Genomic DNA, 13,798 nt, shown 5'->3' on the forward strand with positions numbered 1-13,798 from the left:
CTGTAGTGCCGAGCCATGCTCGGCAGGCGCATTACCAACAAAACCACTTGTAGGAGCGGCATAAGCCGCGAAGCCGGTAATCGCTCCGATCCGAAGATGGGTGCAGTTTCATCGCTGCGAGCTTCGCGGCTTATGCCGCTCCTACAAATGCCAGCGCAGAATGCTGGCCGGTTAAGGCATTGCTGGGGAAGCCTCTGCCGAGCATGGCTCGGCACTACAGGGCTTCACTCCATCGCGGCTTCCAGGGCCTGCGACAGCCGCTCCACTGCGATCACTTCCATGCCTTTCACCGCGCCGGCCTTGGGTGCATTGGCCTTGGGCACGATCGCGCGCTTGAAACCATGCGTTGCGGCTTCGCGCAGGCGGTCCTCGCCATTCGGCACCGGCCGGATCTCGCCGGACAAGCCCACTTCGCCAAAGGCAATGGTCTTTTCCGCCAAGGGCCGGTCCTGCAGCGAGGACAGCACCGCCAGCAGCACTGGCAGATCCACCGCGGTTTCCTGCACGCGGATGCCACCAACCACGTTGACGAACACGTCCTGGTCGCCGACCAGCACACCACCATGGCGGTGCAGCACCGCCAGCAGCATCGCCAAGCGGTTCTGTTCCAGGCCCACCGCCACCCGCCGTGGATTGGACAGCGGCGAGGAATCGACCAGCGCCTGCACTTCCACCAACAACGGGCGGGTGCCTTCGCGGGTCACCATCACGCAGCTGCCGGGCTGGCGGGTGCTGCCACCGGACAGGAAGATTGCCGATGGATTGGGGACTTCCTTCAGCCCCTTCTCGCCCATCGCGAACACGCCCAGCTCATTGACCGCACCAAAGCGGTTCTTGAACGCGCGCAGGATGCGGAAGCGGCTGCCGCTTTCACCTTCGAAATACAGCACCGCATCGACCATGTGCTCCAGCACACGCGGGCCGGCGATGCCGCCTTCTTTGGTGACGTGGCCGACCAGGAACACGGCGGTACCGGTTTCCTTGGCAAAGCGCACCAGCCGCGCCGCACTCTCACGCACCTGGCTGACCGAGCCCGGCGCGGCGGTCAGCGCCTCGGTCCACAGGGTCTGCACCGAGTCGGCGACGATCAACTTGGGCTTCGACTTCATCGCATGCTGCAGGATGTTTTCGACGCCGGTTTCGGCCAGCGCGTTGATGCCTTCCAGTGGCAGATCCAAGCGCACCGCGCGGCCGGCCACCTGCGAAAGCGACTCCTCACCGGTGACGTACAGCACCGGCAGCGTGCCGGCCATCTTGGCCACGGCCTGCAGCAGCAAGGTGGATTTGCCGATACCCGGATCACCGCCGACCAGCACCACCGCACCTTCCACCAGGCCGCCACCCAGCACCCGGTCAAACTCGCCGATGCCGGTGGATACGCGCAGATGTTCGGTCTGCTGCACGTCCTTCAGTGCGGTGATCTGGGGCGCTTCCACCTTGCCGGCCCAACCGCTGCGGCGCGACGCCGGCGCCTTTGCGGCAGCCGCGGTTTCCAGCACGATCTCACTGAGCACGTTCCAAACGCCGCACTCGGTACACTGCCCCTGCCACTTGCTGTACTCGGCGCCGCATTCACTGCAGACGTAGGCGCTGCGGGTCTTGGCCATGGAAATTCCTATCTGCGTTAGCGACGCAGGATAGCCCACCGATGTCGCAAAGGCTGCGACAGCTAAAGTCCCTGCCGCCGCTGCCGCTATGCAAGCGGGGCTTTGCCCCGTCTCGACGTTCCAGGAAATCGCATGATCGGCAGTTACAACCAGAGCCTCGTTGTCGTCTCGTTGCTGGTGGCGATACTTGCCGCCTACACCGCTCTGGACATGTCCGCGCGCGTGGCCAACAGCCAGAGCCGGCGCGCAGCGCGTATCTGGCTGGTGGGCGGCGCAGCAGCCATGGGGCTGGGTATCTGGTCGATGCACTTCATCGGCATGCTTGCCTTCAAGCTGCCGATCCCGGTCGGCTACGACCTGCTGCTTACCGGCTGTTCGCTGGCGGCCTCCGTCGCGGCGTCCATGTATGCGCTGTGGCTGGTGTCGCGGCAGCGGCTGTCGGCCGGACGCCTGCTGGCTGGCGCGGTGCTGATGGGCCTGGGCATCGCCGCCATGCACTACATCGGCATGGCGGCAATGCGGATGCAGCCGGGGATCGACTACGACCCAGCGTGGTTCAGCGCCTCGCTGCTGGTCGCCATCGGCGCTTCGGCTGCCGCATTGTGGATAGCGCAGCGCCTGCGCCATGAGCAGAAACGGCTGGTGCCGATGCGCCTGTTGGCGTCGCTGGTGATGGGCGTGGCCATTGTCGGCATGCATTACACCGGCATGGCCGCCGCGCGTTTCCCCGCCGGTGCCATGTGCGGTGCCATCAGCGATGGCGGGCTGGATACCCACCTGCTTGCCGGCCTGGTCATCGTCACCACCATCGCCACCCTGACGGTCGCGCTGCTGGCCTCGGTTTTCGACGGACAGATGCGCCTGCGCACCGGTCTGCTGGCCCATTCACTGGCCAATGCCAACGAAAAATTGGTGCAGGCCGCCCTGCACGATCCGCTGACCCAGCTGCCCAACCGTGTCCTGCTGCAGGACCGTATCGAGCGTGCCATCGAAAAGGCCGCACGCCGTGAATTCGGGCTGGCGCTGATGTTCTGTGACCTGGACGGCTTCAAGAACGTCAACGATGCCTACGGCCACCAGCTCGGCGATCGCCTGCTGGTGCAGTTCAGCAGGCGGGTCGGCGCGCTGCTGCGCAGCCAGGACACCTTTGCCCGGCTCGGCGGCGACGAATTCGTGATCGTGATGGCCATCGATTCACCCGATGACGCTGCATTGATGGCCGAGCAGATCAGCACCGCCATCAACGAACCGTTCCTGATCGACAACGCCGAGCTGATGGTCAGCACCAGCATCGGCATCGCCCTGTACCCGGAGGACGCCAGCAGCGAACGCGAGCTGATGGCGCATGCCGATGCGGCGATGTACCACGTCAAGCAGAGCGGGCGGAACAGCCATGCGTTCTTCACCTCGACCATGCAGGCCGGCACCCGCCAACGCCTGCGCCTGCTGCAAGACCTGCGCCGCGCCATCGCCCGCGACGAACTGCTGCTGCACTACCAGCCCAAGTTCCCGGCCGGCGGCAACCGTGCCAACGGTGCTGAAGCGCTGCTGCGCTGGAACCACCCGGAACTGGGCATGCTGTCACCGGATGTGTTCATTCCCATCGCCGAGCGCAGCGGCCTGATCATCCCCATCGGCGAATGGGTGCTGGATGCGGCCTGCGCGCAGCTGCGCGCCTGGCACGATGCCGGCAACGCGGATTGGTCGATGGCGGTCAATCTGTCGCCGCTGCAGTTCGCCTCGCCGACCCTGGTGGAGAGCGTGCGCGGTGCCCTGCAGCGGCACGCCCTGGACCCACGCCAGCTGACCCTGGAAGTAACCGAAAGCACCGCGATGAAGAACGTGGACGCCAGCCTGCAGATGCTCGAAGCCCTGACCGCGATGGGCGTGCGCATTGCCATCGACGACTTCGGCACTGGCTATTCCAGCCTGCTCTATCTCAAGCGCATGCCAGCCACCGAGCTGAAGATTGACCGCGCTTTTGTACGCGACCTTGAACACAACGCCGAAGATGCGGCAATTGTGTCTTCGATCATCGCGCTGGGGCGTTCACTGCAATTGCAGGTGGTTGCCGAAGGCGTGGAAACCGAGGCCCAACGCGAGTTCCTAGGTGCGCTGGGTTGCGACGTACTGCAGGGCTACCACCTGGGCCGGCCAATGGCAGCAGCGGAGTTCATCAGCTGCAACAGCTGAAGCGCACCTTTTTTTGTGGGAGCGGCATAAGCCGCGAAACGTAGTGCCGAGCCATGCTCGGCAGGGGCTTTCCCAAAATTCCGTCAGCGGTTGTAGGAGCGGCGTAAGCCGCGAAGCTGGTGGATCACCATATCCCAGGGCAAATAATCACGGAAACGACGTCAGCTTCGCGGCTGACGCCGCTCCTACAAATGCCGTCGGCCGACGTATTGCCGGGAAGGCTTCTGCCGAGCATGGCTCGGCACTACACATACGTCTTAGGCACAAGCGACGAAACGGTAGTGCCGAGCCATGCTCGGCAAGGGGCTTTCCCACAATTTTGTCAGCGGTTGTAGGAGCGGCGTAAGCCGCGAAGCTGGTGGATCAACGGATCCCGGGGCAATGATCTCGGAATGGTTATCGGCTTCGCGGCTTACGCCGCTCCTACAAATGTCGTCGGCCGACGCATTGCCGGGAAAGCTTCTGCCGAGCATGGCTCGGCACTACACAAAAAAAAACAAAGGCCGCCTTGCGGCGGCCTTTGTTGTGCATCAAGCGATCAAGCCGCTCAGTGCATCATGTGGTGGTTCATGTTGTACATGACCCACAACGTGCCCAGCACGATGATGCCGATCACCACCAGGGTGAACATGCCGGCATTGACGTTCCAGCGCGCGGACGAGGAACGGTCCAGGTGCAGGAAGAACACCAGGTGCACCAGCAGCTGCAGGATGCCTGCAACCACCACCACCGCACCGGTGGCGAAGGTCGACATGCCACCGCTCATCACCACCCAGAACGGGATGATGGTGAGCACCGCGGCCAGCACGAAGCCGATCAGGTAAGACTTGACGCTGCCGTGGCTTTCGCCAGCGGCACCGTGTGCATGATTGTCATGTGCGGACATTACATCGCTCCCGACAGATAAACGACAGAGAACACGCCAATCCAGACCAGATCCAGGAAGTGCCAGAACAGGCTCAGGCACGCCATGCGGGTCTTGTTGCGCTGGGTCAGGCCATCCTGCTTGAGCTGGATGAACATCACCGCCAACCACAGCAAGCCGGCGGTCACGTGCAGGCCGTGGGTACCGACCAGGGCGAAGAACGCCGACAGGAAGGCACTCTTGTCCGGACCGTTGCCGTTGTGGATCAGGTGGTTGAACTCCCAGATTTCCATGCCCATGAAGCCGGCACCCAGCAGCCAGGTGATGGCCAGCCAGAAGAACATCAGGCCCTTCCTGGACTGGTGCATGGCGATCATGCCCAGGCCGAAGGTCAGCGAGGACACCAGCAGCAACGCGGTTTCCCATGCCACGAACGGCAGTTCGAACAGGTCCTTCGGACCCGGGCCGCCATTGGTACCACCAGACAACACAACGTAGGTCACGAACAGGGTGGCGAAGATGAGCAGATCGCTCATCAGGTACACCCAGAAACCGAAGACGGTGTTCTCGCTGGTGTCGTGATGCTCGTGATGATCATCGCCATGGCCCGCCGCGTGAGCGGCGGTACCGTGGGTCATCGTGTGGGCGTTCGTGCTCATGCCTTCACCTCGGTCTTCACCAAGCCCTGAGCTTCCAGGTGCTTACGGTGCTCGTTCTCGATACGTTCCACTTCGGCAGCCGGCACCCAGTAATCCACGTCCTTGTCGAAGGTACGGTAGATGAAGGTGGCGATCATGCCGACCAGGCCGATGATGGCCAGCAACCAGATGTGCCAGACCATCGCAAAACCCAGCACCAGGCTGAACGCGCCGATGACAACGCCGGTGCCAGTGTTCTTCGGCATGTGGATGTCGCTGTACTTGGCCGGCTTCTGCCAGGCTTCGCCGCGCTGCTTGCGGTGCCAGAATTCGTCCAGCTCCTCACCCTTGGGCAGGGTGGCGAAGTTGTAGAACTGCACCGGGGAAGCGGTCTCCCACTCCAGGGTACGGGCATCCCACGGATCGCCGGTGAGGTCGACATTCTTCTTGCGGTCGCGGATGGACACGGCGATCTGGATCACCTGGCACAGGATGCCCACGGCGATGATCGCAGCACCAATGGCGGCAACGATGAAGAACGGCTGGTAGTCCATGTTCGGGTAGCTCTGCATGCGACGCGTAGCACCCATGAAGCCCAGTGCGTACAGCGGCATGAAGGCCACGTAGAAGCCGATGAACCAGCCCCAGAACGCACGCTTGCCCCAGGTTTCATTCAAGGTGAAGCCGAACATCTTCGGCCACCAGTAAGTGATACCGGCAAACATGCCGAACACCACGCCGCCGATGATGACGTTGTGGAAGTGGGCAATCAGGAACAGCGAGTTGTGCAGCACGAAGTCGATGGCCGGGATCGCCAACATCACGCCGGTCATGCCGCCGATGGTGAAGGTGACCATGAAGCCGATGGTCCACAACACCGGCGAGGTGAAGTGCACGCGGCCGCGGTACATCGTGAACAGCCAGTTGAAGATCTTCACGCCGGTCGGGATCGAGATGATCATCGTCGTGATGCCGAAGAAGGCATTGACGTTGGCACCCGAGCCCATGGTGAAGAAGTGGTGCAACCACACCAGGAACGACAGCACACCGATCGCACAGGTGGCGTAGACCATGCCCTTGTAACCGAACAGGGTCTTGCGCGAGAACGTGGCGATCACTTCAGAGAACACACCAAATGCCGGCAGCACCAGGATGTAGACCTCCGGGTGACCCCAGATCCAGATCAGGTTGATGTACAGCATGGCGTTGCCGCCACCATCGTTGGTGAAGAAGTGCGTACCCAGGTAACGATCCAGGGTCAGCAGCACCAGGGTGATGGTCAGCACCGGGAACGCAGCGATGATCAGCAGGTTGGTGACCAGGGCGGTCCAGCTGAACACCGGCATGTGCATCAGCTTCATGCCCGGGCTACGCATCTTGAGGATGGTGATGAAGAAGTTGATACCGCTCAGTGTGGTACCCAGGCCGGAGACCTGCAGCGCCCAGATGTAGTAATCCATACCTACGCTTGGACTGTATTCCAACCCCGACAAGGGCGGGAACGCCAGCCAACCGGTCGCGGCGAACTCACCGATCCACAGCGAGATCATCATCAGGCCGCAGCCTGCGACGAACAGCCAGAAGCTCAGCGAGTTCAGGAACGGGAAGGCAACGTCGCGCGCACCAATCTGCAGCGGCACCACCAGGTTCATCAAACCGGTGATCAGCGGCATGGCCACGAAGAAGATCATGATCACGCCGTGGGCGGTGAAGATCTGGTCGTAGTGGTGGGGCGGCAGATAGCCTTCGGCGCCGCCGGCGGCAACCGCCTGCTGGGCACGCATCATGATCGCGTCGGAGAAGCCGCGCAGCAGCATCACGAACGCCACGATCAGGTACATCGCGCCGATCTTCTTGTGGTCCACCGAGGTGAACCACTCCTTCCACAGGTAGCCCCACAGCTTGAACTTGGTGACCGCGGCTACAACAGCCAGGCCGCCCAGCATCGCGCCGATGAGGGTGGAGAGCACGATGGGATCGTGCGGCAGTGAATCAAGAGAGAGTTTTCCAAGCATCGTCATTCTCCCGAGGTGCCGTGGCCGGCATGTGCGGCTTCGGCGGGCTCGTTGGCATTGTGACCGGCGTGGCCGTCAGCCTCGGCGGCAGCAGGAGCAGCGGCGGCAGGAGCAGCGTGGCTCATCGCCGCGTGGTCCATTGCGTCATGGCCCATGGCAGCATGGTCCAAGGCTTCAGCCTGCATCGCCTCGTGGCCTGCGCCCTCGTGCGACATCTTCTTGCCATCGTGCTTCATGCCGAAGTGGTGGTTCTCACCGGCGTGCTTGGCAATGATGGTGTCGAACAGGCCCTTTTCAGTGCTGCCGTAATAGGTCACCGGGTACCAGTCGTGGTTCTTCTCGGCGCCCAGTTCGGCGAAGGACTTCTGGTCCAGCACCTTGGCGTCGCCACGGACCTTGGCCAACCAGGCCTGGTATTCCTCGTTGCTCACCGCATGCGCGGTGAAATGCATCTTGCTGAAGCCGGCGCCGCTGTAATGCGAGGACAGGCCTTCATAGCTGCCCGCTTCGTTGGCAACCAGATGCAGCTTGGTCTCCATGCCGGCCATCGAGTAGATCATGCTGCCCAGATGCGGAATGAAGAACGCGTTCATCACCGTATCGGCGGTGATCTTGAAGTTCAGCGGAGCGTCGACCGGGAAGGTCAGCTCGTTGACCACGGCGATGTTCTCTTCCGGGTAGACGAACAGCCACTTCCAGTCCAGCGAGATCGCTTCGATCACCACCGGCTTGGTATCGGACTCCAGCGGCTTGTACGGATCCAGCGCGTGCGAAGAACGCCAGGTCAGCACGGCCAGGACCAGGATGATCATGCACGGGATCGACCAGACCACCACTTCGATGGCGGTGGAGTGAGACCAGTTGGGCTCGTAACGGGCCTTGGTGTTGGATGCGCGGTATTTCCACGCGAACACCAGCGTCAGCACGATCACCGGAATGACCACCAGCAGCATCAGCACCGTACAGGTGATCAGCAGCGTGAGTTCGTCCCGGGCGATCTGGCCCTTGGGGTCAAACAAGGCCCAGTCGCAGCCCGTCATCATGACGGCCATAGCGACAATGAGGCCCGGACGCAAAAAGCGTCCAAGAGTTTTCAACGGAATCATCGGTCGATCCAATTGCGAGGGAGAGCCGTACCTGGCAAGCCGCTACATGCGAACGCAAACAAGCGCCCGGGGATTGCCCGCCGGGGAGACATGTGGGGGGTTGTCAGATTTCAGCGCAGTAATTTTAGGCCTTCACGCACTACTTAAGAAAGGTATTGACAATGATTTCGCGCAGTAAAAGCCGTCATCGGCATGCGACACGTTGTCGCACCTGCGCGCGCCTGCAGCGCGCGGCGACATCTTCGATGCGACTTTGCTGAATACCACTCTTTGACAACGACAACGCATTCAGCCCCGGTAACCCGGGTAAGCGCAGCGCACCCGGGAAGCGCGTCAGCCTTCGACCAAGAACCCGCGCTGTTGCTGCCATTCTCCGCTGGCAAGCCAGCTACAACACCCGACAGCGCTGCTTGCCCGGGCCACGAACCATGGGATATCCGGGTTTTCACGCCCTCGACGCCGGTAAACCGCGTCGCCCCTTCACGCTTCATCCATTGACTGAAACGTTCAGCAGCCTGGATCGGCCACGCCGGCAACGCGACGACATCGGCTGGCGGCAACCAAGGGTGCGCCCGTCTCTCCAACCCAGGACGTTCATCGCGTTCATTGCCGAGCCGGCATACGCGGAAGAGCCACCTTTATAGGAGTAGATCCGTAGCAGCCGGAGGCCACGCAAAGAAAAGGCCCGCGCAAGGCGGGCCTGATCTTGGTGCCGGAAATAGGAATCGAACCTACGACCTACGCATTACGAATGCGCCGCTCTACCAACTGAGCTATTCCGGCGAAGGCGCGAATTGTAGGCAAAGCGGCCCCCTCCGGTCAATCGCCCGTTCACATGAGACGCGCGCGGGCCCCAGACGGCGTTCACGCCCCCCTGCGGAGCGGAGCTGGGCCAGCAACCCGCGCGGTAGTGGCGAGCGAGCGTGGTGTGGCGCAAACCGCCCCGCCCCACCTACAACCCCAACCGGCGCGCCGCCGCAAGCCGATACGCCCGCAACCGCGCATGCAGCATCGGGTCACCCGCAAAGCCTATCCCCGCCGGCAGCAAGGCCGGGTCGAAGGCCAGTTTGCGCTGGCTGGACTGGTGCGGCAGCAGGCGCTCCAGCCAGATATGGCCGAGCGCGAAGGATGGCGAGGCCGGGTCCCAGGCGCGGGTGATGTCGGTCGAGTCCTCGCCTTCCGGCACCGGGGTGAACAGCAATACGAACACCACGTGGCCCTTGGCGAGTTCGCCGCGCATGCGCCTGTCCAGGTAGTCCGCGCCCTCCGGCGCCGCGCGGGCCACGTAAGGCCGTGTCGGGTGCACACTGAGCCGGCCTATGCGCGCATGCCCGTCCGGCGCGATCAGCCGGTAGGCGTGCAGCATGTGGTAGTCCAAGGCACTGAAACTGCTGCTGACCGCGGCCGCGCGCAAGGCCTCGAAGCGGGCTGCGGCCGGGTTGCCGGCCAGGTGCGCGGCCCACAGCGTGGGTGAGCGTTCGCGTTGATTGGCTGCATTCAAGAATGCGAGAAACGCTTCCGGCTCGCTCGCCGGAAAGCCTTGCAGCGAATGCCCCACTAGCACCATCGCCGCCTTGTTGCCGATCCGCAGGGCCAGCCCGCGCGGTTCCGCTGCGGGGCTGCGCTGGTCGATGTGCGGGTTGCCGCTGGAATTTGAAAAGCGCGCCAGTACGCGCACGTCCTCGCCACCAAATACCGCCGCCATGCAGAACTGCGGCGCGGTGGAAGTGGCACGGAAGTGCCCTTCCACCAGCAGCCCGCGCGCATGGTTGACCCTGCCGCCGCCAGCAATCTTCGCACCGGTCTGCAAAGCGCCGACCAGGGCCTGGGACATGTCTGTCGCCATCGCCGTGTCCTCCCGCCATAACGCCGTGGCAGCAAACAGCAGCTCGCGGACGTACAGTATTGATCAACGCTCGCCCACGCCGGGGTGCAGCGCGATGTGTTTGTATTCGAGAAAATCTTCCAGGGCCGCCAATCCATTGAGCCGCCCCAATCCGGACTGTTTGAAGCCGCCCTCCTCCGTGCCGTCGAACACCCGCGCCCAGTCGTTGATCCAGACCGAGCCGGCATCAAGCGCTTCGGCCACGCGCAATGCGCGGTCGACATCGCGCGTCCACACGCTGGCAGCCAGGCCGTATTCGTTGTCGTTGGCCAGCCGCACCGCCTGCGCTTCATCACTGAAGCGTTGCAGGGTGAGCACCGGGCCGAAGGTTTCCTGCTGGATGATGTCCAAGGCGTTGTCGAACACCTCCAGCAGGGCCGGCCGGAAGAACGCGCCCTTGCGTAGCGGCCCGCTGGTGATGGGGCCACCGCGTTCCACCACCGCCGCGCCGGCGCCGATGGCGTTTTCCACCACCGCATCCACCCGCTCGACGTTGGCGCGATCAATCAACGGCCCCATGTCGCTGCCGGGGTCGGCCGCAGGACCCACTCTGACCGCGCGCAGCCGTGCTGCCATGCCATCACGCACCGCGTCGTAGATGGCGTCGTGCACCAGCAGGCGCGAGCCGGTCATGCAGAACTGTCCACTGAACACCGTCAGCGCCTTTTCGAGCATGGGCAGCGCCTGCTGCAGGTCCGCGTCTTCGAACAGGATCATCGGCGTCTTGCCCCCCAGCTCCATGCCAAAGCGTTTGAGATGCCTGGCACCGGTGCTGCTGATTGCACGCCCGGTGCGCGTGGAGCCGGTAAAGCTCACCACCGGCACATCCGGCGTATCCACCAGATAGCTGGAACCCTCGGGCCCGCTTTCAAAGAATAGATTGATTACCCCGCGCGGCAAGGACGTCGCCTCGCCCATGATCCTGGCCATCAGGCTGGCGGTCTGGGCCACCTGCGCCGGCAGTTTGATCACCGTGGTGCAGCCAGCCGCCAACGCCGGCGCAAGCGAACGGATGGTGAGCACTACCGGTGAATTCCACGGCGCAATCACCGCTGCCACACCCATGGGCTGGCGCAATATCATCGACACCCGGCCAGGCTTGGGCCGCAATGCGCGGCCCGTTTCCAGCAGCGCCGTCGCCGCCGAATAGCGCAGCTTGCTTGGCACCATGTCCAGTTCGAACGCCGCTTCTGCCGCTACCTTGCCGTTCTCCAACGACAGAATCTCCATCAACCGACCGCGGTTGCGTTCAAATGCCTGCGCCATTTCTTCCAGCACGCGTGCGCGCAGTTCGTGATCATGCGCCCACAGGCTGTGCTGGAAGGCCTGTGAGGCGGCGGTCACCGCCGCCATCGCTGCCGCACGGCCGTTGTCCGGATAGCTGCCGATCACCTGGTAGGTGGCCGGGTCTATCGATTCCCTGAGCACGCCGTCAAAGCGCGGAATGCCGTTGATCCAATTGGCTGCGCGGCGCAATTGGCCAGGTGGGTGAGTTGCCCCGCTCATGGAACCTCCAGGGGTGTGGTCATTGAGGGCGTGCGCGCGAGCGTCGGTAATGCAACCAGTGGCGCATTATCTTGGCCACCACCGCCTCAAGCAGCGGTGCGCTGATGTTGACCACGATCGGCACCACGATCATGGTTGATCCCAATGCCCGTAGCGGCAGTGGCCAATGGCTGAAACCGGGGCCGTAGGTGCTCAACAGCTTCAGCACCAGCAGCACGGTTGGGTACACCGACAGCCACACCATCGCGGTTTTCCTGATGCGTGCGTACAGCAGCTCATGCTTCCTCACCGGTCCACATCCCGCATCCACTGGCTGATGCGCTCGGCAACCATGATCACGGTCGGATTGGTGGCCACGCAGGGCACGTCCGGGAACAGCGATGCATCGGCCACACGCAGTCGATCAATGCCACGCACCCGTCCCTGGTAATCGGTGACCGCATGCACATCGTTGGCGCCACCCATCGGTGCCGTCGAGCTTGGGTGGTGGTAGATATCCAGCGCCATCGGCAACGCTGCTTCCAGTGCATCGCTAGTGGTGATGAACGCGCCCGGCACCATTTCTTCGGCAATCAGGGCGGCCAACGGGCCGGTCCGCGCAATACGGCGGATCAGCTCGATGCCCTCCACCATCAATTGCCTGTCCTGCGCTTCGCTCAGCAGGTTGAGCGCGATCACCGGCGCTGCCGCAGGGTCGCGCGAGCGCAGCGTCACCGTTCCCAGCGAGCGCGGCCGTGTCAGCGCCAGGGCAAGCATGAAGATGGCGCCGGTAGGGGAGGTTTGCTGGTCACCGTAATGCACTGCCGAGACGTGCAGGTCGCCCACATCCGCCGCTGCCTTGGACGATTGCGTCCACAGGATGGCACCCACCGGCGGCACCGGCAGGCCGAGCCGGTCCGGGCGCGCGGCCCAGGTGGTGTAGAAGAACGGATGCTCCTGCAAGCGCCTGCCTACCGGGAGATCGGCCACCACCTCCACTCCCAGCGCCTGCAACTCCGCCGCCGGGCCAATGCCCGAGCGCAACAGGATGGCGGCGGTGCCATAGGTGCCGGCGCACAACACGATGTTGCTGCCGGTGATGCGTTGACCATCGGCCAGCACCACCGACACCGCTGCGCCGTTCTCACACGCCACGCGGTCCACCAGTGTCTGGCTGCGTATGCATAGATTCGGCCGCTGGCGCACGTCCAGCGACAGATAAGTCATGCCGGTATTGAGGCGCTGCCCCATCCGGTTGTTCATCGGATAAGGGCCTACCCCGAACGGCTGGGCGCTGTTGAAATCGGTGACATTTGCGAAGCCGGCCTGCATCGCCGAAGCGACGAACGCACGCTGCATGTCGGACACTTCGTCGTCCTGCAGGTAGTGGATCGGCCAGGGTCCGCTACGGCCATGCACTGCGTCGTCACCGTGCACGGTGCGCTCGCTGCGCTGGAAGGACGGCAGCACGTCCTGTGCCGTCCAGTGCTCCAGTCCCGCAGCGCTCCAGCGCTCGAAATCACCGGCTGGCGCACGCATCGCCACCCCGGCATTGACCGCCGAACACCCGCCCAGCACCTTGCCACGCGGCACTGGAATCTGCGTCCCGTAGCGCGTGGGCTCGGAGACATAGCCCCAGTCGTGCGCCGCGTCGCCGCCAATGATGTGCTGCAGGCGTACCGCATCCGGATAGGCGGCCGGTGCGTAAGTCGGCCCGGCCTCGATCAGCAGCACCCGCCGGAACGGCTCCTCGCTGAGCCGGCTCGCCATCACCGCACCGGCCGAACCACCGCCCACGATCACCACGTCGTAGGCCGATGCCTCGTCACCCAGCAAGGACGGCTCACTGTCACTGTGCACTTGTGTGCCTGTACCCGCGTATTTTTGCTGGGTAGCCATCTCGAGCCGCTCCTGTATCAGAACTTCCAAACACGTTGCCGCCGTCAGCGATCACATCAGCCCAAGGGAGCCATGACAGTCATCGTCGGCTTCTGCCGGCGGCGA

10 protein-coding genes and 1 tRNA gene are annotated in these 13,798 nt (G+C 63.5%); 1 reads left to right on the top strand and 10 read right to left on the bottom strand.

Translation table 11 applies throughout. The features are described from left to right. Nucleotides 1-224: 224 nt before the first annotated feature. Nucleotides 225-1,607, bottom strand: a complete 1,383-nt coding sequence (gene radA / locus BCV67_RS03720; protein ID WP_057629692.1) for a DNA repair protein RadA — start codon at nucleotides 1,605-1,607, stop codon at nucleotides 225-227. A gap of 132 nt (nucleotides 1,608-1,739) precedes the next feature. Between radA and BCV67_RS03725 the strand changes: the two genes are divergently transcribed. Further along, the gene (locus BCV67_RS03725; RefSeq protein WP_062166536.1) at nucleotides 1,740-3,800 is read left to right on the top strand and encodes a putative bifunctional diguanylate cyclase/phosphodiesterase; all 2,061 of its coding nucleotides are present in this window, start codon (nucleotides 1,740-1,742) and stop codon (nucleotides 3,798-3,800) included. Between the two features lie 547 nt (nucleotides 3,801-4,347). On the opposite strand, the gene cyoD is transcribed toward BCV67_RS03725, so the two are convergent. From cyoD to BCV67_RS03770, 9 genes are all read right to left on the bottom strand, one after another. Beyond that, complete coding sequence (cyoD, locus tag BCV67_RS03730) at nucleotides 4,348-4,686, bottom strand: cytochrome o ubiquinol oxidase subunit IV (RefSeq protein WP_062166537.1); 339 nt, start codon at nucleotides 4,684-4,686, stop codon at nucleotides 4,348-4,350. After that, nucleotides 4,686-5,324, bottom strand: coding sequence for a cytochrome o ubiquinol oxidase subunit III (cyoC, locus tag BCV67_RS03735; protein ID WP_062166538.1), 639 nt, complete (start codon nucleotides 5,322-5,324; stop codon nucleotides 4,686-4,688). The genes cyoD and cyoC overlap by 1 nt, the downstream gene beginning before the upstream one ends. Further along, nucleotides 5,321-7,318, bottom strand: coding sequence for a cytochrome o ubiquinol oxidase subunit I (cyoB, locus tag BCV67_RS03740; protein WP_057629696.1), 1,998 nt, complete (start codon nucleotides 7,316-7,318; stop codon nucleotides 5,321-5,323). The genes cyoC and cyoB overlap by 4 nt, the downstream gene beginning before the upstream one ends. Before the next feature lie 2 nt (nucleotides 7,319-7,320). After that, the gene (gene cyoA, locus BCV67_RS03745; RefSeq protein WP_062166539.1) at nucleotides 7,321-8,424 is read right to left on the bottom strand and encodes a ubiquinol oxidase subunit II; all 1,104 of its coding nucleotides are present in this window, start codon (nucleotides 8,422-8,424) and stop codon (nucleotides 7,321-7,323) included. Between the two features lie 707 nt (nucleotides 8,425-9,131). Then, a tRNA-Thr gene (locus BCV67_RS03750) sits at nucleotides 9,132-9,207 on the bottom strand. Nucleotides 9,208-9,376: 169 nt separating this feature from the next. Beyond that, nucleotides 9,377-10,258, bottom strand: a complete 882-nt coding sequence (locus BCV67_RS03755; protein WP_062166540.1) for a catalase — start codon at nucleotides 10,256-10,258, stop codon at nucleotides 9,377-9,379. A gap of 75 nt (nucleotides 10,259-10,333) precedes the next feature. Beyond that, on the bottom strand, nucleotides 10,334-11,815 hold the full coding sequence (locus BCV67_RS03760) for an aldehyde dehydrogenase family protein (RefSeq protein ID WP_082746485.1): 1,482 nt from the start codon (nucleotides 11,813-11,815) through the stop codon (nucleotides 10,334-10,336). 19 nt (nucleotides 11,816-11,834) lie between these two features. Then, the gene (locus BCV67_RS03765; protein WP_062166542.1) at nucleotides 11,835-12,104 is read right to left on the bottom strand and encodes a hypothetical protein; all 270 of its coding nucleotides are present in this window, start codon (nucleotides 12,102-12,104) and stop codon (nucleotides 11,835-11,837) included. Beyond that, complete coding sequence (locus BCV67_RS03770) at nucleotides 12,101-13,693, bottom strand: GMC family oxidoreductase (protein ID WP_082746486.1); 1,593 nt, start codon at nucleotides 13,691-13,693, stop codon at nucleotides 12,101-12,103. The genes BCV67_RS03765 and BCV67_RS03770 overlap by 4 nt, the downstream gene beginning before the upstream one ends. Between the last annotated feature and the right edge of the window lie 105 nt (nucleotides 13,694-13,798).

Source organism: Stenotrophomonas nitritireducens, from assembly GCF_001700965.1.
Lineage (GTDB): Bacteria > Pseudomonadota > Gammaproteobacteria > Xanthomonadales > Xanthomonadaceae > Stenotrophomonas > Stenotrophomonas nitritireducens_A.